The organism is Bacteroides faecis MAJ27, from assembly GCF_900106755.1.
Taxonomy (GTDB): Bacteria; Bacteroidota; Bacteroidia; order Bacteroidales; family Bacteroidaceae; genus Bacteroides; species Bacteroides faecis.
The window spans coordinates 103,195-129,815 of the sequence record NZ_FNNN01000017.1; the positions used below are offsets into that span (position 1 = coordinate 103,195).

17 protein-coding genes and 1 tRNA gene are annotated in these 26,621 nt (G+C 42.1%); 2 read left to right on the forward strand and 16 right to left on the reverse strand.

Annotated features, from left to right (window positions below; translation table 11 throughout):
* Positions 1–98 precede the first annotated feature (98 nt).
* The 7 genes from BLW31_RS15290 to BLW31_RS15320 all read right to left on the reverse strand — a co-directional run bounded on the left by BLW31_RS15290 (position 99) and on the right by BLW31_RS15320 (position 14,393).
* Complete coding sequence (locus BLW31_RS15290) at positions 99–1,031, reverse strand: metallophosphoesterase (protein ID WP_010535781.1); 933 nt, start codon at positions 1,029–1,031, stop codon at positions 99–101.
* A gap of 167 nt (positions 1,032–1,198) precedes the next feature.
* Positions 1,199–4,015, reverse strand: coding sequence for a TonB-dependent receptor (locus tag BLW31_RS15295; protein ID WP_022301248.1), 2,817 nt, complete (start codon positions 4,013–4,015; stop codon positions 1,199–1,201).
* A gap of 200 nt (positions 4,016–4,215) precedes the next feature.
* Positions 4,216–7,119, reverse strand: coding sequence for a M60 family metallopeptidase (locus tag BLW31_RS15300; RefSeq protein ID WP_022301247.1), 2,904 nt, complete (start codon positions 7,117–7,119; stop codon positions 4,216–4,218).
* A gap of 8 nt (positions 7,120–7,127) precedes the next feature.
* Positions 7,128–8,024, reverse strand: a complete 897-nt coding sequence (locus BLW31_RS15305) for a DUF4959 domain-containing protein (protein WP_010535778.1) — start codon at positions 8,022–8,024, stop codon at positions 7,128–7,130.
* Positions 8,025–8,062: 38 nt separating this feature from the next.
* Entirely contained in the window at positions 8,063–9,994 is a 1,932-nt protein-coding gene (locus tag BLW31_RS15310) for a RagB/SusD family nutrient uptake outer membrane protein (protein WP_010535777.1), read from the reverse strand.
* A 12-nt stretch (positions 9,995–10,006) separates the two neighbouring features.
* Complete coding sequence (locus tag BLW31_RS15315; RefSeq protein ID WP_010535776.1) at positions 10,007–13,384, reverse strand: SusC/RagA family TonB-linked outer membrane protein; 3,378 nt, start codon at positions 13,382–13,384, stop codon at positions 10,007–10,009.
* 64 nt (positions 13,385–13,448) lie between these two features.
* A complete protein-coding gene (locus tag BLW31_RS15320) occupies positions 13,449–14,393 on the reverse strand; it encodes a FecR family protein (protein ID WP_022301245.1) in 945 nt (314 codons plus the stop codon).
* A 158-nt stretch (positions 14,394–14,551) separates the two neighbouring features.
* On the opposite strand from BLW31_RS15320, the gene BLW31_RS15325 reads away from it, so the two are divergent.
* Complete coding sequence (locus BLW31_RS15325) at positions 14,552–15,127, forward strand: RNA polymerase sigma-70 factor (RefSeq protein ID WP_010535774.1); 576 nt, start codon at positions 14,552–14,554, stop codon at positions 15,125–15,127.
* Between the two features lie 541 nt (positions 15,128–15,668).
* Positions 15,669–18,260, forward strand: a complete 2,592-nt coding sequence (xyl3A, locus tag BLW31_RS15330) for a xylan 1,4-beta-xylosidase (RefSeq protein WP_029425112.1) — start codon at positions 15,669–15,671, stop codon at positions 18,258–18,260.
* 195 nt (positions 18,261–18,455) lie between these two features.
* On the opposite strand, the gene BLW31_RS15335 is transcribed toward xyl3A, so the two are convergent.
* The 9 genes from BLW31_RS15335 to bamJ (BLW31_RS15370) all read right to left on the reverse strand — a co-directional run bounded on the left by BLW31_RS15335 (position 18,456) and on the right by bamJ (BLW31_RS15370) (position 26,322).
* Positions 18,456–19,646 (reverse strand): THUMP-like domain-containing protein, encoded by a 1,191-nt coding sequence (locus tag BLW31_RS15335; RefSeq protein ID WP_010535772.1) that lies wholly within the window; start codon positions 19,644–19,646, stop codon positions 18,456–18,458.
* 35 nt (positions 19,647–19,681) lie between these two features.
* Complete coding sequence (locus tag BLW31_RS15340; RefSeq protein ID WP_029425111.1) at positions 19,682–20,497, reverse strand: M15 family metallopeptidase; 816 nt, start codon at positions 20,495–20,497, stop codon at positions 19,682–19,684.
* 293 nt (positions 20,498–20,790) lie between these two features.
* Positions 20,791–20,919, reverse strand: a complete 129-nt coding sequence (locus tag BLW31_RS24865) for a hypothetical protein (protein ID WP_255324064.1) — start codon at positions 20,917–20,919, stop codon at positions 20,791–20,793.
* A 707-nt stretch (positions 20,920–21,626) separates the two neighbouring features.
* Positions 21,627–23,444 (reverse strand): family 43 glycosylhydrolase, encoded by a 1,818-nt coding sequence (locus BLW31_RS15345; RefSeq protein WP_010535770.1) that lies wholly within the window; start codon positions 23,442–23,444, stop codon positions 21,627–21,629.
* 289 nt (positions 23,445–23,733) lie between these two features.
* Positions 23,734–23,807: transfer RNA gene (locus BLW31_RS15350), tRNA-Ile, on the reverse strand.
* 93 nt (positions 23,808–23,900) lie between these two features.
* Positions 23,901–24,212: a DUF4491 family protein gene (locus tag BLW31_RS15355; protein WP_008767264.1), complete on the reverse strand. Its 312-nt coding sequence runs from the start codon at positions 24,210–24,212 to the stop codon at positions 23,901–23,903.
* A 4-nt stretch (positions 24,213–24,216) separates the two neighbouring features.
* Positions 24,217–24,681 (reverse strand): Lrp/AsnC family transcriptional regulator, encoded by a 465-nt coding sequence (locus tag BLW31_RS15360; protein WP_005928359.1) that lies wholly within the window; start codon positions 24,679–24,681, stop codon positions 24,217–24,219.
* 160 nt (positions 24,682–24,841) lie between these two features.
* Positions 24,842–25,717: a BamJ family beta-barrel-assembly machinery protein gene (gene bamJ / locus BLW31_RS15365; protein ID WP_010535769.1), complete on the reverse strand. Its 876-nt coding sequence runs from the start codon at positions 25,715–25,717 to the stop codon at positions 24,842–24,844.
* Between the two features lie 20 nt (positions 25,718–25,737).
* Positions 25,738–26,322: a BamJ family beta-barrel-assembly machinery protein gene (gene bamJ / locus BLW31_RS15370; protein ID WP_010535768.1), complete on the reverse strand. Its 585-nt coding sequence runs from the start codon at positions 26,320–26,322 to the stop codon at positions 25,738–25,740.
* Positions 26,323–26,621 lie beyond the last annotated feature (299 nt).

The following is a 26,621-nucleotide window of genomic DNA, read 5'->3' on the forward strand; positions in this document are numbered from 1 at the left end:
GGTTACTATAAATAAGCAGAGCGCCCCCTTCCTCACGAAGGAGACGCTCTTTGTTGTGTGTTTTTTCAGTGAGAGTAGAATTTTCTTTATAAGAGAACTTATTTTTTACGGGTAATTGTATAAAGTACATTTCCCTTTTTATCTATCATACGCAGATTAAGCTCTTTCTTGTCGATAGAGCAGACGGAGAAACCCGGTTCGGGGCTACAGAATCTGGTACCTTCGATGGGTTCTACTTGGCGTGCGAGGGAAGCGGCGGAATTGACTACATAATCGATATCGCTTCCCGGCACACGGATATGCTGAAAGTTGTGGATATGTCCACAGATATACATATCTACTTTGTGCTTGCACAGAATACTGTCTACCCGTTTCTGCATATCAAGACGTTCACTTTCCTCTTTCGGAGTGTAGGCATAGATAGGGTGATGTCCGGCTACGATGATCCAGTCCTCCTTGGCATTTGCCAGTACGGATTCCAACCAGGATAGTTGTTGGCTGATATCTTGCTTGCAGGCATCCGGATATTTATCACTTTCTTCGCGGTATTTATCAATCAGCGGGGTGGTATCTATCCAGACAATGCGGATGGTAGCACCTTTTTCTTCGAATACTTTGGTGTAGTAACGATCGGGCATCGACCAGCGGCGGCTGATGTTCGTGTAGTCCAGTACCGCCTGAGTGCTTCCACGATATTCGTGGTTGCCTAAGAGGGGAAACCAGTCGATCATCAGTTCCGGATGAGCGTAAATGAGCTCGTAGTTAGTCATCCACAAAGGGTCGTTTACACTGCGTACTCCGTCGAAGTGGTGAACATCTCCGGTAGCTAATACAAATTCGGGACCGATCTCTTCACCCATCGTGCCCATTAGTTCTGCGATTGGCTTTTGGTCATAGTAGCCGTTGCGGCCTAAATCATTGGCTATGTAAAAGTTAAACTTCTTGTCAAAGATGGAGTAATCCGTTATCTGTGCATGGATGAATGTAAAGGCGGAAAGGAATAGAAGAATGAATAAGCTTTTTATTTTCATATTAGTTTGATTATTAGTGATTTATAACTATGTCTCTTATCGCTGTGAGATTCTCTGTTTTTTGGGTTTAAAAGGAAGGTGCCGTTGGTTTTAAACCAACGCCCCGTTCCTTTTAAACCAACGGGGTGTTCCTTTTAAAGGAACGGATGCTGTCTTCTTTCCAGTCGTTAGAAGTTGACTTTCACACCGGCGTTAATCTTTACACCATAGTGCTCCGACTGCATGGTACGGTCTTTGGTACCTTGATAATAACGGAGCGGTTGGTTCAACAAATTGGTAGCGTCTGCATAGAACGTTGTTTTTATCTTCTTTCCGAATGTGTAGCTGGCATTCAGGTCCATGTAGCTTACTGCGTCATAGTAGCGGTCGAGGGCTGCTACTTCTCCCATTTTGTCGATGAAACTTGAAGCATAGTTGTAGGAGAGGCGTACGTTGAGGCCTTTCTTTTCGAAGTAGAGGGAAGCATTAGCTGTATGTTCGGGTGATCCCGGCAGAGACAGGTCTTTTTCGTTCTCGCGACCTTCGAAGTTGAAGTTGTTCACTCGGGTGTGAGTGTAGGTGTACGTACCGTAGAAACCGATGCATTTCAGTGCGGGAGCGATGAATCCGAAGTCACGCTGATAGGCCAGTTCTACTCCCAGCAGATCGGCGTCGCCGGCGTTTTTGGGTTGGGTGAACTTCTTGTATTCGTTGTTTTGGTAGGTGTAGTCACCGATTACCTGATCAACGATAAAGTCATTGATCTTCTTATAAAATACACCTGCACTCACCAGACCGACACTTTTGAAATAGTAATCAGCACTAAGGTCGAAGTTGTAGGAGATGGTCGGAGTCAGGTCGGAGTTACCCATAACCAGTTCATTGTCACTGCGGTTGATGTTGACACATGGGATCAGCGCGGAGTATTTCGGTCGGCTCAGTGTCTCGGTAAAGGAAGCGCGGAGCTTTAAGTCATCGTTCACATCGTATTTGAATAAGAGGCTGGGAAGCCAGTTGATGTAGCTGTTTTTATGATTTCCGGTAGGTTCGAGGGTTTCTGTCTCCTCTTTGTCGTCGGCTACATTCCAGTTCCAGCCGTTGTATTTGATGTGAGTGGCTTCCATACGCAGGCCTGCCATCATTTTTATCTTCTTTCCTAAGCTTTGGTCGAAGCGGAAGAAAGCGGAAGTTACGTTTTCTCTGGCGTGGTAGTTGCCGGAGGATTCTTCGAGCACTTGTTGCCCTTCCAGACTGCTGAGGTCGAGTGATCCCAGATATTCTTTGGATACGAAGTCGGTTGCTTTATATTGGTCTCCCGGCATGTATCCGTCGCGAATCTGGCTGGTGAGGTTATTCATATAATCTTTGTCGAAAGCATCCTTGTACGCATCTGCGTAATCATAGCAGAGGGTATTCCGGTCTTTGGTCTTGGAAGCGTATTTGGCTCCGAATCTAAGGCTGTTGCCATAAATGCCGTTTGTCAGCGGAAGTTCGAAGTCAACTTTGAATTTCAGGTCTTTTTCATAGATTTCCTGATTGCTTTCGGTCAGTTCTTTCACTTTCCATTTGCCTCTTTCACCGTCTATTTCTCCATTGTGGAGGTTGACATCCGTTGTTACGTAAGGGAAACGGTCACCGGCATCTACGACAGTAAAGCCGAGGAAGTCTTGTTTCAGGCTGAAATATCTTTCGTTCGGGCGGTCTTCGCTGGCACGGGCATAAGAGGCTCCCCAGTTGACGGACAGCTTTCCAAACTGATGTTCACCGCTCAGACTGAGATCCATTGTTTGCTGTAATTCCAGACGTGCGTTTCTGTTGTTGGGTGTTCCTCCTTTCGTCTCGATCTGGGCGGATTGCTGCATATCTCCTTCATCGTCCAGTCCCGTTTTATCCAAGTCTTTATAGGTGACACGATAGCGGTTTTCCCAGTCGTGGCGACGGTTGTAGATACCTTGCAGGGTCAGTCTGTGATTCGGGTTGATGTCGTAGTCGAAAGCCAGGGAGTAGCTTTGGCGCTCACGGGTCACGTAGTACTGGCGTTTCTGCGCTTCCACCATGACTACTTCACCTTTTTTGTTGACGTCATATTCAAACTCCACATCGTCCGATCCTACTGGTGCGTTCTGATAGGAGACAGCGGCCATCATTCCTAATTTATCATTGAAAAATCGGTCACCGTAAGTGAATCCTAGGTTCAGCTGAGCTTTCTGGCTGATCCAGTTGTAGCCGGTTCCCGCTGTAGCACTGAACATCCGTTTGTAAGGCGTGCTTTTCGTCACCAGATTGATGGAGCCGCCGATAGCGTCTCCGTCCATGTCCGAGGTAACGACTTTGTTCACTTCGATTGTCTGCACCATGTCGGCGGGGATGAGGTCGAGCTGGACGTTACGGGTGTCGCCTTCCGCAGAAGGGAGGCGGTTGCCGTTGATGGTCACGGAACTAAGATCGGCGGAGGTACCGCGAACTTGTCCGAAGCGGGCTTCACCCTGGTCGTATTGTACATTAATGCCATTGATACGTTTGAGTGCGTCGCCGATATTGGAATCGGGAAACTTGCCGACCTGATCGGCTGAAACGACATTGGTGATTCCCATGTTGTTCTTTTGTGAGTTGATGGCGCGGCGTTGCCCCTGAAAAGCACCGCCTACCACTACTTCCTGTAGTTCGAGTCCTTCGTTGAGTACTACGTCTTTTTCGAGTGTTCTTCCTGCCGGAATGGTGATTTTCATTTCGACGGGAGAATAACCTACATAGCTGACTTTTACTGTGTATGTGCCCGGCGTAAGGTTGGCGAATGTATAATAACCGTTGACGTCGCTTGTCACTCCGGTATGTAATTTTTCGATGTAAATGGAGGCTCCCGGAAGGATTTGTTTGGAAGTGTCTACTATGCGTCCGCGGATCGTGCCTTGTTTGGCTGCGTTTACTTTTTCCTCTGCAAAAGTGTTTCCGCTTGTACTCATGATTAAAAGGGTCAAAGAGACTAATCTGAGAAATCGTTTCATAAATGTTGGCGTGCGTTAATTATTTGCTGCAAAAGTAGAGGCTTGACGTTTCTTGCTCTTTACAGTTGATTGAAGAACGCGTAACAAATGTGCTACGATTGTATTACGTATGATTATGATAAACGGAAGGGTGCCCGCTTGCGGACACCCTTCGATACCTAACCCGATAAATAGTTATATTGAATGTATCTGAGATACGATCAATTCATTGGAATCTCTATACGTTCGCCTGTAACAGAAACGGCACTTAGTTTGAATCCCTCTTTCCAGCGAACCGGAATCGTGAATGTGTCTACTGACGAAGGAGTGTTTTCACCGCTACAGATGAGGACAAATTTACCCGTTTCATCTTTCACTTCGTAAGCCACTACATTGGTCCAGTTCTTTATGGTGATCGTCTCACCGTTATAAGTGACGGCATTATCGCCGGAACCTACCGTAAATGTTTTGGGAGAATGAGTAGCATTCTCTCCTTTTATAATGGCGGGTTTCGTTTTATACAGTTCGTACGTATTATCCGAAATGTATTCTAAAGCGACATCCGGCTGGGTACCTCCCAGTGCGTTTACTTTCTGTTTGAGGGCGTCTATCATGTCTTGTGTTACGGTGAGTTGCTTTTTCCCGTAATCATCCAGTTCTTTATCAACCGGAGTGAGAAATCCCCATTTGGTAAAGAAATCAAGTAAGTTCATGCCGGAAATCTTAGAGCAGGCATATACAAAGTCCAGTTGAATCTCTCCGTGACTCATTCCGGTGTAGTCTTTATTCCGGGCGTATTCATATACTTCCGGATAAAAACCTCCTTTGTCTGCTTGTTGTAACGGAGTCCTGCCCAGTACTTTTCCAAAATAGAGTTCTAATTGCCAGAAAGGAACGAGTTTGCAGAATACATCGTTGGCATTATTCCCTACATTCTGGAAATCGGCATGCGGGCTCCCGGCAGCGATAATTCCACTCCAGGCTTTGGAGTATCTGTTTCTGTAGACAAGTCCCATGTCTTCGACCTGTATTCTGGATGGCTGGCCGAAAATGGTCGTTTGTATATACTCGGACATGATGTTGTTCGTCACTTCCGTATTACCGCCCCACAACACTCCCGGACGTGTCTGGTTGCAATGTCCTATCTCATGGGCAGGTCCCCAGCAACCGCTTGTCTTTAGCCTTTCCGGATTGCAGATTTCGTTCATTGTTGTCCGGTTGTAACCTGTGTGATAGGCTGTTGCATACATGTAGGAGTGATACATAACATTCAAGTACATCCGGTTCCTGAACATCTTGTCGTATTTCTCCAATCCCAGTAACTGCTGTTCACTGTATACGATCTTATCATAGAGGTCTATCAGTTCATCTCCTTTGGAGCCTGCGTACGTTTTGAGGTCGCTCGTTTCGAAAGTGAGGTGGGCATATTTCCCCAGTACATCGAAATACCGGTTGGTTGCTTTGTTGAGCAATTCCGACCAACGTCCGGTATGTTCCGGATTTTGTGAGTCGAAGTAGCCGTTTACTTTTCCCGAAGCAAAATGAATTTTGACAGGAGTTACCCCCGGATCGTCCAGAGTATTCGTGACGTACATCACGTATGCCAGCCCTTGCTCGCTGATAGTAAGCTTGTTGATTCCCTGATTCAGTAAGTAGGTCACTCCACCAAAACCGTCATTCCCGGGCGCATCCAGATTCTGTACCCGCAGTCCGATGTCATAGCCGTGTGTGTCTCCCACCAGAACAATCAGGCTTTCACCTGCCCTGACTGATATTCCGGTTGGATTGTCCAGCTGGCTATAAGGGTTTGTCTTATGGGTTGCCGACTGGATATCCGGATTAGGATATGCCTTGAACTCGTTAATACGGAATTCTGCGGGATACTTACCTTTAATCATATAATAAGCTATATTCTTAAAGAATGGGTATTCGCACTTCGCAATGTCGTCTTCCGTAATACCGTTTTTTAGCTCACTGCAACTTGCGTCTGTGAATAGAGTCGAATAATCAAAGTTTACGGGATTCTTTGCGTAGAATTCCATTTCGGCGCATGAAGCAAATCCTTGTCCGTCGCCGGCACCGCTTTTCACGATGAAGCGGAAAGACTTCGCCTGTATCGTTTGGTCGAATGTTACTTTGCTTGCTGTAGCTGAACCTTGAAAATCCTTTTCTAAGAGTTTGGTAAATGTATGACCATCTACTGAATATTGTATTTCTGTTTCTTTGAATCTGCCATTGTTTCCGCTGCTGCGTGGATGGTAGATCAAATAATCGATATCTGTGACTGTTTCAAAATTATAGGTTAGTGTGATGGGGAAATAGTTGCCTGCACCATTACTCCAGCTGGAATGATAAAGTGTCGAGTAATCTCCGTCAAAAGATTTCTCGATGTCACTGCCGGGTTGAAAAGAAGAAGCCGTTCCGCTTACTACTTTAATCTTGATGTCGCCCTTTACATCTTCTCCGTTGCCTTCGGCAAATTCGTTGAGTCCTTTTTGGGTAACAGATACGAATGCGTTCACAGGCTCTGCCTGTTCGGTATTGGTATCAATGGCCGGTAGTACTTCTGTTATTTCGATGTTGCCGTGACGCTGATTGTCAAGTACGGTCGCTTTCACCACATAAGTGTGTGTAGTGGTAACTGTGGCTGGTGCGCGGCTGGCAGGTCTCTCAGTAATCCATTCAGGCAAAGTGAATTTTACTTCTACATTTGTCGTCACGTCAAACTGGATTTCTCCACCGATCACCCCTACCTCAAAGCTGGGCTGGTCAACGAGAATGGCAGGTTCGTATCCCAACTGGCGTACGGTGATTGTCTTCGTCTGGTCGGCAGCTATGACGGTAACAGTTGCTTTGCGCACATACCGTTCCTCGCTTTCATCTACAGATATTTTTAGTGCCTTCCCGTCTGCTGACGGGTGGCACCAATTTTTATCTGATTTGACTGTCCAGGTATCCACATTGGTAGTGATAACTACACTTTGGCTACCGGACTCACAATTGAAGTCAACTGTCTCTTTTCCAACGGTTAAATTGGGGGTTGAAGAGCCGTCATCGTCAGAGCATGCCGTAGACAGGCATGGCAGAAACGATAGTAGAAAGAAAAGCAGTGTATATTTCTTCATTTGTGTTTTTATTCCGGTACGACCATTGAACATTTGTAGATTTCCAATTCTCCCAGTGCAAAATAGGAGGTGCCTTTAGTAGTCTCTGTCACTTCAAACCAAAGATATCGGGAAGGTTTTGACAAAGGGATTATTTCGGAATTATATACTTCACTTGTTCCGTCGGGAAGTTCCGTCAAAGTGGTTTCCTTATGAGTGCCTGCCTGTGAGATATCAACACTGTCTCCATTTATAAATTTCACACCATCAAACCATTGGGCCGGATTGTAATCATCGCTCGTATATAAATTAATCGTTTTCCACGAGCTGTCTGCCGGACGGTTCGTATTGGTTGAACGGAACTTGATAGCACTGACTTCTTCTCCTAAGTCTATCACGAGGTAATGAGGCATTGCCACTGTCGTTTGCCACTGAGAATGGAAGAAGTTTGTAATATCTCCATCTACCAAAGCCGTTACCGGACGGGTAGGGAAGGGGGCATTGGTCCATATCTTCTTACCATCCAGTGTCAGTTTCACAGGAGTGCCGAAAGTGGGGCTGGCTTTTTCAGCCTGAGCCGTTATTTGGTGGCTGGGCCCTGCCGTATTGCCACGATTGAAGACTTGTACGGTGAAGTCAATTTCACCGTATTTTTGTAACAGGTTATCTATCACCAGTTCGCTGGCATATTGGCTGACTTGTTTTCTGTACGATTTACCGGTTGCTTCGATGCTATATTCTACTTGTACATAATAGAGGTTTTCATCGGCAGGCGTCGTCCAGCTCAAAGTAATCTGTCCGGGACCGGGAGTCGCTTTCAGATTGTCGATGTCGCTGGGTGTCGGATACGATGAACTGTCATCGTTACAGGAGAAAAGCATGGCCAACCCTCCGATAAGGTACATCGCCATAAGTATCTTTTTCATAATCAGATTGTTTTTTTATAGTTGTTATTCATCATTGATTAGTAACCCGGGTTCTGCACCATGTTTGGATTTTTGCTGACTTCACCTGCAGGAATAGGCATCAGATACTGACGGGGAGCATCGAATGTACGTTTGTCCTGTATCTCTACAATCTTGGCAAAGTCTTCCAATCTCTCGGCAAGAATGTTCAGGCCACGTGCTTTGACATTGAAATAGGTTTCTCCCATTTTCCAGCGGCGAATATCCCAGAAGTTATGATTTTCCTGATAAAGCTCGATCATACGTTCCTGTCTGACAATTTTCATCACTCTGCCGTCAGGACCGCATTGACCGTCGTAGCTTGTCAAAGGCTGTTTGGCCTTTGCCCAACTTTCCAATACGGGTTTAAGTCCGGCGCGTTTGCGTACCTTGTCCAGATAGGCCATTCCTTTTTCGGGATAACCTTCTTTACCGTATCCTACACAAGCTTCGGCATAATTCAGGTAAAGTTCGGCAAGACGAATGATAGGCCAGGGGTATTCGATGGTCGGTTCTACTTGGTTGATGTTAGCTTCTGTACCCGGATGCACTCCTTTTTTGTTCAGATATCCTGTTTTAGAGTAGTTCTGACTACGGGCAGCAGTAACGACTTTTCCGTCATCGGCTCTGACGCCGCAGTTTTCTGTTGCCAAGAAGCCGGTTATCCATTTGTCATCTGAAGCTTTGGCCCCCCAGAAACTACTATACGCATATCTTTCTTCAGTAGTACGGCATTCATAATAACCGTTTTCAAAAGCAACCCATGCATAAAAGCGGGGCTCGCGATTCATATGCATATACAGCGTTTGTCTTCCCGGTACAGCATAAGTGGTACCATCCGGGATAGTCACGATGTCCAGTTTGTTGTTAATGTTGAACTCCGGATCTTCATCAATCGGCAATCCATTGGCTGTGTAAAACCGGTCGATCATTGTGATAGTGGGGGCGATACCATTCCATGAACCACGGGGGAAGTAGGGAATCGATTTACGTTGGATACTGTAGGTTCCGGCCTTGCGGGTTTCAGCGAAGATCACTTCACCGTAGTCTTCTTTGTCTATGAAGGTCATACGTAAACTACGTTGTGTCAGATCATTTGGCTCCGGATAAGAGGTGCTGACGGAAGTTGATTCATAAAGTTTATAATGAGCAGCATCTGCCAGTTCGATCGCTTCCCATGCTGCATCTGCGGCACGCTTATATTTCTCTTCCGAATAAGTGGTTGACAGTAATTGCTCACCATCGGGATTCTTGAAATTTGCATAGTCAGGGTTTCCGTTGAATAGCGGTGAGGCGGCATAAAGCAGCATACGCGCTTTCAGGCTTTTTGCAGCAACGCTGGTGGCTCGTCCATAATCAGCAGTGCTACGTGTAGCAGGCAGTCTTTGAGCAGCATCATCAAACAAGTTGGCTACCCAATCGATGCATTCATCGTAAGGACGGCGTCCGAGCATGTTGGCTGCTGGTGTATCGAGTGCCGGGAGTTCTTTTACCAAGACAGTCGGCCCGTAGCATTTAATCAATAACAAGTGGAAGTAAGCAATCAGGAAGTCTGCTTCCGCTGTATAAAGGTCTATTTCGTCCTTACTGATGTTAGGAACAGAACTGATATTAGCTTTCAATAGGTAGCATTGACGGATACCTTGGAACAGTGTATTCCAGTAGCTGATAATCGTATTGCTGGAGTCGTAAGAACCTTCTGCAAATTTTACGTAAGTCTCGGCAAACGGACTGATAGTCTCATCTCCGGTGAAGTCCATACATCCCTGAACCATATTAGATTGGGGGAGGTAACCGTAGCATGAGTACAAATATTTTAATGCCGCACGTGGGTTTGCAAAAGCATCTGCTTCTGTGGCTGTCTCATCAGGAACGATGTCCAGGTAGTTACAGGAAGTATTCAATCCCATTACTGACAAGAAGAACAGTAAATATAAAATATGCTTTTTCATGTTTCTCAGGTATTATTTGTTGTTAATAGTCATTTGGAATCCAATGTTGAATACGCGCTGGGTAGGATATGAAAGACCGCTACCGCCACCTTGTTCAGGGTCCCATAGCTTGAAGGGGGCAAACGTTAGCAAGTTGGAGCCACTGATGTATATACGCATATTTTTATGAGTATAGCCGATTTCTGCATTTTTTAATTTTAGGAAAGCTCCGTTACGTTGCCAGTAGGTAGACAACTTTGTATTGTTAGCATTGGTCTTTCTAGATAAACGCGGATAAGTCGCATTGGTATTCTGGTTGTCCGGACTCCAGCGTTCGTCTGCTATCCATGAAAGTACGTTGCGCAATGAGTTATCGCCGAACGGGTGCATATCTTTCACCATGAAAGACGTTTTGGCTACTCCCTGGAAGAAGAAGGAGAAGTCCAGATTCTTCCATTTGATAGATGGACCGAAACCGTATACAATTTCAGGTACACTTGGATATTTTGCCCATACCCAGTCGTCTGTATCAGTTAGATTGTCGTCATATCCGTACCAGTCTCTTGATACATTTACGTATTTGATATCACCCGGAACGATCGTTGAGCCCAGCTGTTGCTGATGGTGTGCAATATCTTCACTGTCAATAAAGAGCCCGTCAGCGATATAGATGGCATTCATATTGGCACTCGCCCCTACTTTTGACTGCCAAGGGTATTTGGGAGACTCATCATATTTGGTGATTTCATTATGTGCATAGGTGAAAGTTCCTTTAAAGCTGACGAACCAGTCTTTGTTGAACTGTTTGTTATAGCTGGCTGCCAGTTCAAATCCTTGGTTGCGCATAGCGGCTAAGTTACCATATACTTTGGTGGATGCCGTACCCATATAAGTTGGTACGGTTTGTTTCTCCTGGAAGATGTCGCGACGATTTTCACGGAAGATGTCGAATGTTAAATCAAGAGAACGGAATAATTGTAGGTCAACTCCGAAATTTATCTTTTCTCCAACTTCCCATGTGATATCTTCGTTGGCATAACGTTGATATACCGGACCGCTGTAGGTTACATTCTGATTGACACCTGTGGTAAATCCTTTTCCGCTTAAATTGATTTGAGACATATAGAGGAAACGTGCATCGCTAATCTGGTCGTTACCCACCAATCCCCATGAAGCACGTAGTTTTAATTTACTGATTGTGTTTTTCAAAGGTTTGAAGAAATTTTCTTCACTGATGTTGTAACCTACGGCAACAGATGGGAAAAGACCGAAACGATGTCCTTTTGCAAAGTTTTCCGAACCATTATAACCAACGTTCACTTCAGCCATATATTTTCCTGCATAAGCATAAGAAGCACGTGCTGCAACTCCTTGTTTGCGTTTGGGTAATGAACCGATGAAGTTTCCGTTGCCCGGTACATTGTTTACATATTCGTCCTGGCTGTAGATAAACATTGCATTGATATCATGTTCGTCAAAAGTGCGGCTATAATTCAGCATTCCTTCTAAATAGAAACGGCGGTCGCCGGAAGTTGAATTGGTTGCAGTCAAGTCTGTCTGGAATTCGTCTCCGATGCGGCTGGTAGTATAGGTATAGCCGCCATTACCGTCCTCTTCGTATCCTGTCAATGCGAATCTGTTCCATTTACCGGCGCGTGCGTTGGTAGAGCTTGACCAGTTCTTGAATGAAGCTAACGCCTTAAGGCTTAATCCTTCTGTCAGAAAGTCTAGTTTCTGATTGAATTCCAAGGCGGCAATCACTGTGCTCTCAAATGACTTATTGTAACCTGTAGCGGCCTGAGCCACCGGGTTTGTCTGGTAGTCGGCATTCACACGCTCTGTTGCTCCCCATTTGATATAAGGAGTTTCACCGTCATCCGGGAAATAGACCGGAAATTCAACAGGCGATGTATTCATGGCATTGCTGAAGATTGCTCCTACTCCTTGATTGGGAGTAGTCATGTTGCGTAACTGTACGTTCAGACGCAATGATAATTTAGAACTATTACTCAATTTGGCATTGATGTTATTCTGAAAGTTGTAGCGCATCACATCAATATTATTATTGTATGAGAAGAAGTCCTTTGAACGATTTTTCAGCATACCCGATTCGTGATTGATAGAGATACTGGAGAAGTAGTCTACCCGTTTTCCACCACCGCGGATGTTGAAGTTGAATTTTTCACTGTAAGAAACGTCTTTGAACAGTTCGTTATACCAGTTTACATTTGGATAAATGTACGGATCTAGTCCGGCACGCGTTCCTGCAATCCTTTCGTTACTGTAGAGTACATCACCGCTGTTATCATTATTGACGGCTTCGTTGAAAAGTTCCATGTATGTAGCACCATCTACGAATTTCGGTGTGCTGGTTGGTTGGGATATTTGTCCTTCCATGCGGAAGTTTATGATTGGCTTATCCAGGTTCATACCCGACTTAGTTGTCACAATCATTACACCATTGGCACCGCGAGTACCATACATAGCTGTTGCTGTGGCATCTTTCAGAATGGAGAAGCTATCGATGATTTCGGGGTCAAGATTGTTCAGGTCACTTGAACTTACCTGTATACCATCCAGAATAATCAGCGGATCAGTAACTCCATTCATCGTAGAGACACCACGAATCCAAAAGTTGGCACCGTCAGCACCTGGCTGACCACTGCGCTGCACTGCGACAACACCCGCCAGACGTCCGGCAAATGCAGTAGACAAGTTGGTGGATGGAACCTTTAATTCTGCCGGTTTGATCGCTTCAACTGAACCGACCATACTGGCTTTCTTTTGTCCGGTACCATAGGCTGTAACAACTACCTCTTCCAGCTGTTTAGCATCCTCAATCAACTCAATTGACAATACTTTATGTGAACCAATCTTGATTTCTTTTGGGGTATAACCCACATAAGAAATGATAATGACATCCGACGGACTAGCCATAATCGTGAATTTTCCGTCAATGTTAGTAATCACTCCTGTTGCAGCTCCTTTAATTTGTACAGAAGCTCCAATAATTGATTCACCCGTGTTAGCATCGATTACTACACCTACGATTTCTGATTTCTTCGCTCCTGGTTTGGGCTGTTGGGTTTCATCTGACTTTGCACTTTTAAGAATAATCTCATTATTCTTTATGACATAGTCGATACCACTGTTACTAAATACTTTTTTTAATACTTCGTTGATATCTCCTTCGCAATCATAATCTTTCTTTTCGTCATTAGTGATGACACCGGACTTAAAAAAGAACGTGTACTGGCTATTTTCTTCAATCAACTGAATAGCCTGTTGCATGGTGATGGACTGACCTTTGAGAATGATCCTCTTTCCTTGCGCACTGTGGGCATGGAGAGCCATTGGAAGGAAGCAAATCAATAGAACGGCATATCTGAGTATGCTGTCACTAAAATGCATGTTTTTCATGTTTCTAAAAAGGTTAAAGTGAATTATAATAAACTATTAGTTTTTCTGATATGTATTAAAATAATATGATGTTGTTATTTTCCTGTTTTTCATTTAAGTCCAGACTGATACATATCTTTTCTATGATATCAGTAAGCGGCTCATTTTTATGTATCGTTCCGTTGAACTTTAATTTCTTCAGTTTTTCTTCTTTGATGATGATGTTTACATGGTAAGAGCGATTGATGAATTCAATGAATTCTTGTAATGGCTTATCAGTAAAACGATATTTGTTTGAACGCCAGTCATATTCATTGATATCTATATTTGTACATACAATTGATTTGGTATGGGCATTGTATACGATGTGTTCAGCTGGTTTCATCGGTAGTTCTTTTCCTCCTTCTTCAGCCTGAAATATAATAGATCCTGTAAATAAGGTTATTTCAGATTCTATATTTTCAGATTTAATGTTGAATTCGGTGCCGGTTACTTCGATATGCGATTCATGAAAATAGACCCTGAAAGGTGTTCCATGAGCTTTCTTCACTTTAAAGAAAGCTTCTCCTTTTTCTAGAAAGATTTCTCTGTTGTTTAGGAATGACTTGTGATAACGGATTTGAGAAGCTGCGTTGAGCCATACTTCTGAACTATCTGGTAGCGTGATTGCTAGTTTATCATCCACAGGAGCACTGATGTTGATGTAAGATGATGAAACATTATTAACTATCCAGAAGCCGACAATGAAGAGAGCGACAGTGGCCGCAATGGAATACCCGATGTGATAGTATTTTCTATTTTTTAATATAGGCTGTTTTTCACTCCGGCATTTAACCATAATCTTATTAAGTATGTTTTGAGAAACCACATTATCTTGTATGTGAGCCTTTGGTGCTTTCTTCCATTGTTGAGATTGGAAGTTTATCATAGGCTTCTCATCGAGAAGTTGTTCTCTTGCAGAAGTCGTCAGGTTATCAGCCAACATCTTTTTTATAATATTAATGAGTTCTATTGAATCCATGTCTTTATAGTTTAATAATAATGGTAATCATTGATTCTGGTTACATACTAAATACTTCTCATTTAGCTTTTACCCCTATCTGTTATAAAAAAAATGTGTTTTATTTTTGCTTCTTTTAAATAATGTGTAGATTTGAAGCCACTAATATATACGCAACTATGAACGAAGTAGAAAGAGTGTTAGCGATTAAAGATGGTGATCATCAGGCATTTATAAATTTGTATAACGAATATTGGAGTCAGGTGTATGACTTTAGTCGGTTGTATATTACTACAATTGCTGATGCAGAGGAAATTGTTCAGGATGTGTTTGTGAAGTTATGGGAATCAAGGCATTTATTGAAAGAAGATGAAAATATTAAGGGCTTTCTCTTTATTGTTACCCGAAACATTGTATTTAATAGGCATAAAAAGAAAGTAAATGAGAATCTTCTTAAAACTTCTGTTTTATCAGCTTTTGGACATGAAAGTTATTATAACTCCACTAGTGTGGAGGAAGATTATTGTGCTTCTCAACTAAAGATTTTCATTGATAAGTTAATCAACTCACTTCCTGAACAACAGAGAAAATGTTTTTTGTTAAGTCGTGAAGAGAATCTGAGTTATAGAGAGATAGCCGAGAGACTTGGTATTAGTCAGAAGACTGTAGAAATACATATGAGCAAGGCTTTGAAGTTTCTGAAAGACAAGGTTAAACGGGGATGGGAAATTCTTTTGTCACTTCTTTCATTTTAGTTGTAATAATAAGGATTGTTTATCAGAACTTTATAGCTAAATCATTTGCTTTTAATATGAATTGTTTGACCATTTAATGAGGTTATCCTTTTGGGATAGACCATTCTTTCTTGTCTTTTTTGATACTATATAAAGGGATACTTATCTTCCTTTTTCGATTATTGATAGGGATATGTTCTATACATGATTTCATGAGTCTCTCTTTTAAGACAGGATGCTCGGAGTCACTAAAAAACAATAATATAATAGAAAGTTGTATACTTATAGCGATAATTAGGTTCTAAAATTTATAGCAATAAACTTTGATTCATATAATTAGTCTGATGATAAAAAAGTTGGGAAAAAGTTTTGTATGATTACTGTTTTTGTGCTAAATTTATGACTAATCTCTATTTCAAGTTATGTATTAATGTTTGAATGGAAACTTCGGTCGCTTTTTGATCATACTTATTGTATTTTGTAGGCAATGGTTTGAATGTCATATATAACAGAGAATTACAGAACTGATAGAATAAATAAAACTTCAACTAATTCGGACAAAATGAAAAGAGTACTATTGACTTTGAGTATGAGTATCGCTACATTGGTGGGTACTTTGGCGCAAAATGAACCTTATAAGAATCACCAGTTGTCTCCAAAAGAACGTGCAGATGACTTGTTGGGGCGGTTGACATTAAAAGAGAAAATTGGCTTGATGCAAAATTCTTCTAATGCGGTGGAGCGTCTGGGGATTGCTCCTTACAATTGGTGGAGCGAGGGATTACATGGTGTTGCCCGCAATGGGCTGGCAACAGTATTTCCGATAACGATGGGAATGGCCTCTACTTTTGATGATGAAGCTATCGAAAAGATATATACAGCCGTGAGTGATGAAGGACGTGCTAAATTCCACGACGCACATCGTCGTAACCGCTATGGGTGTGGAAATGAGGGACTTACTTTCTGGAATCCTAATGTGAATATTTTCCGTGATCCGCGCTGGGGCCGGGGGCAGGAGACTTTTGGAGAAGATCCTTATCTGACTACTCGGATGGGAGTATCTGTAGTAAAGGGCATGCAAGGACCGGCAGATGCTGCATATGATAAGACTCATGCATGTGCTAAGCATTATGCTGTACATAGTGGTCCTGAAGCGAAGCGTCACTCTTTCGACGTAGAGCATCTCTCTCCTCGTGATTTGTGGGAGACTTATTTGCCTGCCTTCAAAGCACTTGTGCAAGAAGCAGATGTAAAGGAAGTAATGTGTGCCTATCAGCGTTTTGAGGGAGAACCTTGTTGTGACAGTAACAGGTTGCTGACGCAAATCCTACGGGATGAATGGGGATATAAGCATCTGGTGGTCAGCGACTGTGGCGCTATCAGCGATTTTTTCTATAAAGACCGTCATGGAACGCATAAAGATGCAGCTGATGCTAGTGCTTCTGCTGTGATTAATGGTACGGATTTGGAATGTGGTGTCGAATATGCTCATCTGGAAGAGGCTGTAAAGAGAGGTTTGATTACGGAGGAACGTATAAATACCAGTTTGCGCCGCTTGCTAGAGGCTCGTTTTGCCTTGGGTGAGATGGACCCAGATTCCATTGTTGCTTGGAGTAAAATCGGTATCGACACTGTAGATTGCGATTTGCACAGACAAATGGCTTTGGACATAACACGCAAATCAATGGTATTGCTTCACAATAACGGTATACTTCCTTTGGCAAAAACATCGACGCGTATTGCCGTAATGGGACCCAATGCCGTAGATTCAGTCATGCAATGGGGGAATTATAAAGGAGTACCTTCGCATACATATACCATTCTGGAGGGAATACGCAATAAAGTTGGTAACGTTCCTTACGAAAAAGGATGTGAATTATTGGAGAATCAGGTTTTTGATTCTTACTTCAATGAGATTTCCAACAAGGGATATCATGGCTTAACCGCTACTTATTGGAATAATATGAACATGAGTGGGGATGTGGCTGCTACGGAGCAATACACTTCTCCGGTTAATCTGAGTAACGGTGGCCATACTGTATTTGCTACAGGAGTCGGATTATACAACTTCACAGCAATATATGAAGGTACTTTCTGTCCGAAGAAGGATGGTAATTATACATTAATTATTGAGGGAGATGATGGTTATCGGGTATATGTGAATGGCAGTAAGGTAATTGATTATTGGGGAGAACATGCCAGTGCAAAAAGAGAATATACATTGAAAGCTACAGCAGGGCAGGACTATAAAATAAAAATAGAGTATATGCAGGCAGGTGCAGAGGCTTTGTTGAAGTTTGATTTAGGTATTTATCGGCAGATCCCTGCTGCAACGGTTGTTGATAAAGTAAAGGACGCGGATATTGTCATTTTTTTGGGTGGTATTTCACCGGATTTGGAAGGAGAAGAAAAACATTTTGTAAATTGTCCCGGCTTCTCTGGTGGCGATCGCACCTCGATTGAACTTCCGCAGGTGCAACGGGATATTCTGAAAGCATTAAAGAAAGCAGGTAAGAAAGTGGTTTTTGTCAACTGTTCCGGTTCGGCAGTAGCATTGGTTCCTGAAATGGAGTCATGTGATGCCATCTTGCAGGCGTGGTATCCTGGACAAGCAGGTGGATTGGCTGTGGCAGACGTTCTGTTTGGAGATTTTAATCCGAGTGGGAAACTGCCTGTTACTTTTTATAAAAGTACGGACCAATTGCCGGATTTTGAAGATTACAGCATGAAAAACCGTACATATAGATATATGGTAGAAGCTCCTTTGTTCCCTTTTGGATATGGATTGAGTTATACTACTTTTGATATATCTAAAGGACGTCTAAATAAGAAATCTATATCTGCCGGAAAGGATTTAAATTTTAAAGTCAATGTGAAGAATACAGGGAAGTGCGATGGTGCTGAAGTCATTCAGGTATATGTCCGTAAGGTGGATGATATGGAGGGACCGGTAAAGAGTTTGCGGGCTTTCCGCCGGGTACCGTTAAAGGCGGGAGAGTCTTGTGTAGTATCCATTGATCTTTTACCAGCTACATTTGAATTCTTTGATCCGGTTACAAATACAATGCGTGTTATGCCCGGAAAATACGAAGTTATGTATGGCAATAGCTCGGATATAGCTTCGGAGAACAAACTAAGTGTTATACTTCGGTAATAAGAATGTATGCGCTTATAAAATAAATATAAATAGCCTCGTGAACTGTTGTTTATGAGGCTATTTTATATTCCGGAATATTCAGTAAAATACTTGAAAAAACAGACTATCCGGAACCTTTCATTGTTTCCACAACAATCTGTTGATGTGTATCATGCTGGAGGAAGTCATGTTATAATGCTTCTATTGCATGACTCAGACTTTCTCACAGAGAACCAGTACTTTCTGTTCATCGTTTAAGGTGCTGGCAAATAGATAAGTGTTCCCACCTTCCATAAGTTTGGTGCGTTTACGGAGTTCGGCAACTGTAGCCGGAAAATTGCGTACTGTAATATTTGCTTTCTTTAGGTCTGCAAGTCCCTTTTTTATTTCTTTTTTGTTAAAACTGCACTGGTTGACGATGTGAAAAATTCTGCCGGGAAAATTTCCGATCAAAGTATCGGAAGTATAAAGATGACTATTAGGATGCAACTTTTTAACAGGAAATGCAGAAGTGATGATGCGGAAAGCTCCGGCTTTCAAGAGCGAGGCATTGGGTTCGTAGAGATAATTCTCCAATGTATTAGTGTAACTGCATTTGCTGCGCTGTTCTTCCTCACGGGTGAAGACAAAGCGTTGTTCCTTCTGCATTCCCTTTGTATAGAGGTTGATGCAATGGATGGGTATTTCATCTGCCGGTGTTTGTCCAAGTATCAATAGTAATTCTTTGCATTCATTGTTGGCGGATATGATATGAACTTCTTGCACACTTTGTAACTCTTTTAATGCCAATGTCAGGTCGAGCATGGGAGAAAGTTTGATCATGACTCGCTTGCCTTTTTTCAATAAGAGTTCTTCCAGTTCGGCTACGTTAGGTTCACAATCGGAGATGGCAACTGTCTTTCCTCCGTGCCCGTTACGACGGGCAGGATCGAGGAAGATACAGTCTACCGGAGACATGGCATTCAGATAATCTACTCCATCCTCATTTCTTACATCAATATGTTTTAAATTCAGAATAGGAAAATTATGTATTGCTATTTCACAGAGATCTTTCTGGCGTTCCACATAAGTAACGGACTGGAATTTGGCAGCAAGGAAAGAACAATCAATCCCGAATCCTCCGGTTAAGTCTGTCAGAGAATTGCCTTTTAAAAGAGTTGCTTTGTAGTGGGCGGTGACTTCTGAGGAACATTGTTCCAGTGACAAATGCTTTGGATACCATATATCGTTTATTTCTTTCCATGATGGAATTTTTTCGGCTGCTACTTGCCTTCCTGCTATCTGTGTGATGGCGGTCGGCATATCTACGTTTGGGTATTTTCTGCCTTGCAGGGCCAGAATGCGTATATCGTCCGTTTGATGTTGGCGGATAAAGAGCTGAGTTTCGGGTGAAATTTGCATCATAGGTTGTTTATATTCGGTGTTATATGGTGGATTTGTTATGGTATTACATTGTATTTTTTGCGAGCTTCCTCGCGGCTACAGAAATTGAAATGCCACCATTCGCTGGGCAATGCACGGAATCCGGCTGTTTTCATCACTTTCCTTAGTAATATTCGGTTCTGACGTTCCGCTTCGGTAATTTTGCCGTTTCGTACCAGTTCGCCTTCCTCTGTGATATGTGCTTCTACACCAAGATGATCTACTTTTGTGCCCATGGATAACGGGTGGCCCAAAGAATCCAGAATACTGATGTCTACCGCCAGGCCGTAGTTGTGAAGTCCGCCTCCACGGTTTGGGTTAGAAATGTATCGGTATTTGGAAGTTCCTTTGACTACATCCCACATTTTTCTTTGTACAGACATCGGACGTGCAGCATCATAAATGATGAGACTGTAGGATGGATACAATTCTTTCAGTGTTTTTTGCGCTTTCATAAGAGCATGTGCCGCATCGACATGCAGGTAGGCTTCTGCCAGACTATCATAAAGAATTTCTCCGGTGAAGTTATCCGCTTGGGTGTACATTAGGCTGATGGCAATACTGCTGTCCAGTTCCGCTATATTTACCAGACCAAGGGAATCCATGTAAAGGGCCATCGGGCTTTTCTCATGTCCCGAGGTCGGTTGGTTGCCGACTTTATTTTTCTGCAAGAGGGTGGCATGAATGGAGTCCGCATGAATAAGGACTGTGTACATAGGATCTGTACACGTTGTTTCGGTTGCTGTAGATGTCCTTTTCTCCTTGTGTCCTGATGTGCAGGAATATCCTGCTAACAGAAAACAAAAGACAGGTAAACTATATTTCAGAATCATGACTACTCCTTTGGATTTAGTGTGCCAAAGATACTTCTTTTTGAATTTAGCGCCAATAAAAAGCCCTTTTTACGTTGTTTGTCGGATATATATGTGTGTTGGATACGCAAGATTATACAGAAACCGTATTTTTAACTTTCGATGTTGGCTATTACTTTTTCAGTTTTGTTGTTTTCTTCCATATTTCGAGTAGAGTGTTTAATGCGGCACCTTTGGTAGATTGCATGCCAAGACGATACAGATTGCATGTAGGCTTTTTACCGGTGAAAAGGCGTTTTTTTGTCCACACATTACTAAATAATAGTCATATTTTCCACTCTTTTGGGGAGTTTGTTGAAAGAGCCGAAGTATCTGTAAACGGTGAAAGGAATAAACTTGTTCGGAGACAGATTGGAATATTGATAAGAAATAGTATCAGTCATAAATAAACTGTATTTGATTCTATATTTCCCCAATATAGATATTTATTTTTAAGGAAGAAGGGGAGAGATGTATTCAGATTGATTTTATGAGTTGTTTACTCATGCCTGGATGTTGAATTAAGAGAAGAGAAAATTTGTTTTTATCCCTCTGTTTTATGATTTGGCAGAAAAAACTTGAACTGTTTTGAGCGTTTGGTGTTTCTTGCCGGAATTGATTATTAAAATTGGTTCATATCTTGGTATAGACTTGTATTACTATGGGTATAGACGAAATATAATATTGTAAAACAGTGGTTTATATTATTCTGCTTTGCACTAAAATAACGTTTTTTATATAGCTGCAGATACAATTCTTAATAACTTGAATACAATTCTTTATATATAAATATATTATTATTAATAACTGATTTAGAATCCTTGTTCCTTATCTAATCTTGAAACTGTATTTTTGCTCAGCAATATCATTGAAATGTGGTATTGTGACTAATAAGTGTTATGAAATATTAGATTAAGGTAGCTGTTTGTGAAAATCGCTCCAATATTGTTTGTTTTGTTTGTGTTATCCCATTTTGAATGCCAAGAGTGGTTTCAAAATGGGATTTTGCATGAATATGGAGCAGACGTTATAAAACAGTATCTCTTGTTGGAAAAAAGATTTGGAGATACTTTTGTAGGTAGTGCAACTGTGTAATTCTGTTTTAGAGAAATTATTGTGGTATTCCGAAAGCTGCGAACTCATAAATTCCGTCAGCCCACATTGCGGAATTGTTTGTATGTACGTTGACAACACCATAAACGCGCAGGCGTAGATATCTGTAGGGTGTCGCGTCCTCAATGGGGAGGATTTGAAAGCCTACTTGCCAGTTCGTTCTACCGTCAATGAGCATCTTATAACTTTTACCGTCCTGACTGCCTTCGACTGTGTATTTATAAGCAGCTTCAGATCCATTGACTAATCTTGTAGAAAGATTTATTTCTGAGATCTTGGCATTCTTCTGCATGTCGACAACGAACAGGTGTGGGGCACCAACAGGAGAATTTGAACTCTTTTGAAAAAAGTCGGAAGAATTCAGATCGGCTCCATCGGTGATGCAATCGGCTTTTACCCCTTTTGCACCGCTAACCTGAGAAGTTACGGGCATATTTAATGTGAGATTTTTCCCATTTTGAACGGGAATGATGCCGTATTTCTCGTCAAACTCCAGATATCTGTAGTAATCCATTGAAGCATATCCTTGGTTGAATGAAGCGACAGAGACTCTTGGAAAGTTACCATCTGGGTCTTTGTGATGGTATTGTGCTCCCCAATGATAGCTCCATACCCCGTAAGTTGATTTATCAGTACCGATTCTTCTGATGTTGTTGAACTGGGCACCGAAGGTAGAGTTGTTTCCGATTTCTCTCAATGAGGTCCATGCTCCTCCTAAATCAGTGGTGGATGCGTACATTGTCTGACTCGGATACCATCCGGAAGCTTTTGAACTAAAGAAGTAGTATTCTCCGTCTTTCTTTATGATAGCAGGAGTTTCTCGATGCTCCCCTTTACAAATCGTGTTGACCAATGAGACTGGTTTTGTCCATGATTCATCCAGTTTGTAGATGTTTATATCACTGTTCGTATTAGTAGCGGAAAGCAGATATGCCGTATTGTCATCGTCTACGAAAAGCGATTGGTCTCTTGAATCATGCCCCAATGGTCTTTCCATCGTACCGACTTCAACCGTTCCCTTTGGAGTTATTTGTACCAGATATATTTTAGCAGCTGTGTATCCCGGACCGTCTTCATAATGTGCTGATAACACTACTTTGTTTGTTTTTTTATTGTAGCGGAAAGCGATACCTTCGAATTTAACATTGGGGTAGAAAGCTAGTTCCCGTGGAGTACTCCAGCTATCCTTAAGCCCTGTCTGAGAGTAACTCTCAAAAATGGCCCATCCCTTTAGTGTTTTCTCATCTACTACCTTGTCGATATTCTCCATTTTGTAGGAGAAATAGAGATTACCTATTTTCATGCCACCGGGCTTGTCTGCAGATCCTTTGGCAATATATTTCCCGTTTATATTATCGTAAACCTCAACTTCACCGGTAGGAGCAAAGGTGGTGGCTGTTTGAGACGCAGTGGTTGCGACTTTATTATTTCCATCTTTGTATGCTTCAATATGATAAGTATATGTTTTCCCCACCGGTAGATCATAATCATCGTAAGTGTCGCCTTTAGCTTCACCTATCAACTTTCCATCTCTGTATATTTTATACAGATTTGCATCTTCCCGCTGCATCCAGTTTATTTTTACGTTCCTGACATCCTTTTCACCTGTAAGTTTAAACTCGGTTGTTGTGATAGCCCAAATGTTGATGCCGGAGTTATCTTCGGCTACAGTTGCAGTATGTGTTATTGCATTTGTGCTTGGGTTATTGTGTTCGGCGGCGATAAGACTGAAAGGGGAAAAACATGGCAAGCTGAAAAACAAAGCGGAGACAAGTAAAAGAGAACTTTTGATTTGCTGATTTTTAAGATTCATCATTGTAATGTAGATTAAGTTTTGAGAATTTTTGTTTTTGGTATTAATTATCGCTCTACAAAAGTCCTTATTTTTAACAAGAAACAGGTCTTCTTTTAGGTCAAAAGAGTCTGTATTTTTTTCGTTTCCGTATTATTGGCACAATAAACATTCAAGAGGGTATACAAATCATTCGTTTATTATAAAATCTCTCAGATGTTTACGGATATCCATAAAATTTTACCGAAAGATGAGAATGAAGGAAACTGAAAGAGACTCTTAATTGATTCAATCAATTAAGAGTCTCTTTCAGTGGGCCATCTTGGGCTTGAACCAAGGACCTCCAGATTATGAGTCTGTTGCTCTAACCAACTGAGCTAAAAGCCCGATGTATCCATTTACTGGATGCGGTGACAAAAGTAGTATATTTTGCTGAATTATGCAAATTCTTTGTGCAAAAAACTACGATTCTTTCTCTGTTCAGAATTTATATTTGCGCTTCGGGTTCTTGGGGAACCATCCCTTTTTCACCCGGTCCTCCTGTTCAAAGACCTCTTTGATGGTCCAGAAGGAAGAAAAGGCAAATACGCCTAACAAAGAAGATAATATCACATTGTCGATGCTTAACGATGCTGCTACACCGGCAATGCCGAGTATCAGGAATATCCACCAGCATTTGGTGCCCCAATAATATTCGGCCTTTACCACAACAGGGTGAAAAAGGCCGATGATCAGAAAGGTACAAATTCCGATAAATAACCCTGCAAGGTGATATTCGTTCAGGAATTCCATTCTGTTATTTTTCTACGCGGATGGGAATTTCTTTTTTGATACTCTGTTCCAAAGAAATCAGCGTTTCTGTGGCAACTACACCCGGTATTTCTTGCATTTTGTTATTCAGCAGATCCATTAGGTGCTCGTTGTCGCATGCATAAAGTTTGGTCAGCATGGTGTAAGGACCGGTAGTGAAATGGCATTCCACGATTTCCGGAATCTTCTGCAATTCAGCTACGACTGATTTGTACATAGAACCTTTTTCCAGTTTGATTCCAACGTATGTACAAGTTCTGTAACCCAGAGATTTCGGGTTTACGTGATAGCCTGAGCCTACGATGACGCCCAAGTCAATCAGTCTTTGTACACGTTGATGGATAGCTGCACGTGACACTCCGCATTCGGCTGCTACGTCTTTGAAAGGGATGCGGGCATTCTGTGAGATAATCTCTAGAATCTGCCTGTCGAGGTTGTCTATTTTTTCCATAATAATAAATTATAATTTCCTGTTGTTATCAAATAGTAAGCAAATATAGAGATTTATTTTAATTATTCTTCTTTTACGGGAAAAAAAATAGGAAAAAGCAAAAAAAAGGAGTGCAAAGACTTTGCACTCCTTTCCTTTTTCTATTTAGAAAGATACTTTCTTATTTCTTATCTTTTTCGATACCTACCAGCTCAACTTCGAAAATCAAAGTAGAGAACGGTTTGATCTGTCCTGATTCTCTTGAACCGTAAGCGAGTTCTTGCGGGATATAAAGTTCCCACTTAGAACCTACAGGCATCATAGTCAGCGCTTCTGTCCAGCCTTTGATCACTTGGTTAGCACGGAAAGTAGCAGGTTCGTTACGTTTGTAAGAGCTGTCGAATTCTGTTCCGTCGATCAAAGTACCTTTATAGTTTACTTTCACTTTGCAAGTGTCAGCAGGAATTTCACCTTTACCTTCAGTGATCACTTTGTACTGCAATCCGCTTTCAGTAGTTTTTACACCCTCTTTCGCTTTGTTTTCAGCAAGGAATTTTTCACCGGCAGCTTTGTTGTCAGCGTATTTTTCTTCCATAGCTTTCGCTTTGATGGTTTCCATAGCTGTGCGAGTATATTCTTGTGCAGCTTCCATAGTCATCACGCCACCTTTTTCCAGCGTTCCTGCGATGAAACCAGCTAAGAAGTTGTCTTTGCTGATAGTCTTGGTAGAGTCACCGGCAAACAATTCCTGATTGATGCCTTTCATCATCTGGTTGCTGATTTGCTGACCGATTTGCAGACCTGCCATGTAAGCGATGTCTTTCTTGCTAGTTTTGTTAGCACCTTCATTCAAACCTTTGATGAATTCTGCCATGTAAGCAGTATCAACATCCAGACGACCAGTCAGATAGCCTTTCAGACCTTGAGTCTGAGCCATACCGATAGAATAAGACAGTGAGTCGATGTCTGTTTTCAGATTTGCTTTAGGAGCTTGAGCTGTACAAGAAGCAAGACTTGCAGCAGCGGCGATTGCCATAAAAATACTAACTTTTTTCATTTTGCTTTGAAATTTTTTATTTATAATACTTCGAGTAATTCTACTTCAAATACCAATGTGCTGTGGGGAGGGATCATTTCTCCGGCGCCTCTGGCGCCATAAGCGAGGTCAGAAGGAATGTAAAGTTTCCATTTGGAACCTTCCGGCATCAGTTGCAATGCTTCTACCCATCCCGGGATCACCTGGTTGACACCAAATACAGCCGGTTCGCCACGTTTGATAGAGCTGTCGAACAGTGTTCCGTCAATCAGCGTACCTTCGTAGTGGCATTTTACCTGGTCAGTAGCTTTTGCCTTTTTGCCTGTACCTTTATTGATCACTTCATATTGGAGTCCGCTTGGAAGCGTAACCACACCTGCTCTTTTTTTGTTTTCTTCGAGGAAGGCTTTGCCTTGTTCGATGGCGACTTCGCCCATCTTGGCTTCCAGTTCTTCGAAATACTTGTTTACTATTTCGCGGGCTTCCTGATGGCTGATAGCCGTCTGATTGCCTTCTAATACGTCTTTGATTGCTTGTGCAAAGTCATCTACTGCGATGCCTTTTGCACCCATACTTAATAAGTTTTGACCGATTCCAAGGCCAATAGCATAACTGAATTTGTCCATATAATGTTTTTGTTGGAGATTGAAACATATCACCTTCATGGTTTTAGCTTTCAATCAATTGCAAATTTATGAATCGCAAAAGTACACGTTTTATTTGAATGATTTAGCATTTAGTATTTAAAAATTCTTATATCCGTGAAAGTTAGTCTTTTTTTCTTGGAGGAATTAATTCCTTCCTTCTTAAGATTTAATTTTAGTACGCTTACTGTGTAAGTTCGTTTATGCAAGAATTTATTCGTCTGACAGCTGTTGAATTTTCGTATATCCGCTACTAAGTCTTCGCATGACTGATAGTAAAC

Excerpts from the sequence above, each read along its gene's own strand:
- BLW31_RS15360 (WP_005928359.1), bottom strand. The coding sequence starts at position 24,681 with ATGGAAAAAATAGACAACCTCGACAGGCAGATTCTAGAGATTATCTCA.
- BLW31_RS24865 (WP_255324064.1), bottom strand. The coding sequence starts at position 20,919 with ATGACTGATACTATTTCTTATCAATATTCCAATCTGTCTCCGAACAAG.
- bamJ (WP_010535769.1), bottom strand. The coding sequence starts at position 25,717 with ATGAAAAAAGTTAGTATTTTTATGGCAATCGCCGCTGCTGCAAGTCTT.
- BLW31_RS15345 (WP_010535770.1), bottom strand. The coding sequence starts at position 23,444 with ATGATGAATCTTAAAAATCAGCAAATCAAAAGTTCTCTTTTACTTGTC.
- BLW31_RS15320 (WP_022301245.1), bottom strand. The coding sequence starts at position 14,393 with ATGGATTCAATAGAACTCATTAATATTATAAAAAAGATGTTGGCTGAT.
- BLW31_RS15325 (WP_010535774.1), top strand. The coding sequence starts at position 14,552 with ATGAACGAAGTAGAAAGAGTGTTAGCGATTAAAGATGGTGATCATCAG.
- BLW31_RS15355 (WP_008767264.1), bottom strand. The coding sequence starts at position 24,212 with ATGGAATTCCTGAACGAATATCACCTTGCAGGGTTATTTATCGGAATT.
- BLW31_RS15310 (WP_010535777.1), bottom strand. The coding sequence starts at position 9,994 with ATGAAAAAGCATATTTTATATTTACTGTTCTTCTTGTCAGTAATGGGA.
- BLW31_RS15305 (WP_010535778.1), bottom strand. The coding sequence starts at position 8,024 with ATGAAAAAGATACTTATGGCGATGTACCTTATCGGAGGGTTGGCCATG.
- BLW31_RS15335 (WP_010535772.1), bottom strand. The coding sequence starts at position 19,646 with ATGATGCAAATTTCACCCGAAACTCAGCTCTTTATCCGCCAACATCAA.
- BLW31_RS15340 (WP_029425111.1), bottom strand. The coding sequence starts at position 20,497 with ATGATTCTGAAATATAGTTTACCTGTCTTTTGTTTTCTGTTAGCAGGA.
- BLW31_RS15290 (WP_010535781.1), bottom strand. The coding sequence starts at position 1,031 with ATGAAAATAAAAAGCTTATTCATTCTTCTATTCCTTTCCGCCTTTACA.
- bamJ (WP_010535768.1), bottom strand. The coding sequence starts at position 26,322 with ATGGACAAATTCAGTTATGCTATTGGCCTTGGAATCGGTCAAAACTTA.
- BLW31_RS15300 (WP_022301247.1), bottom strand. The coding sequence starts at position 7,119 with ATGAAGAAATATACACTGCTTTTCTTTCTACTATCGTTTCTGCCATGC.
- BLW31_RS15295 (WP_022301248.1), bottom strand. The coding sequence starts at position 4,015 with ATGAAACGATTTCTCAGATTAGTCTCTTTGACCCTTTTAATCATGAGT.
- xyl3A (WP_029425112.1), top strand. The coding sequence starts at position 15,669 with ATGAAAAGAGTACTATTGACTTTGAGTATGAGTATCGCTACATTGGTG.
- BLW31_RS15315 (WP_010535776.1), bottom strand. The coding sequence starts at position 13,384 with ATGCATTTTAGTGACAGCATACTCAGATATGCCGTTCTATTGATTTGC.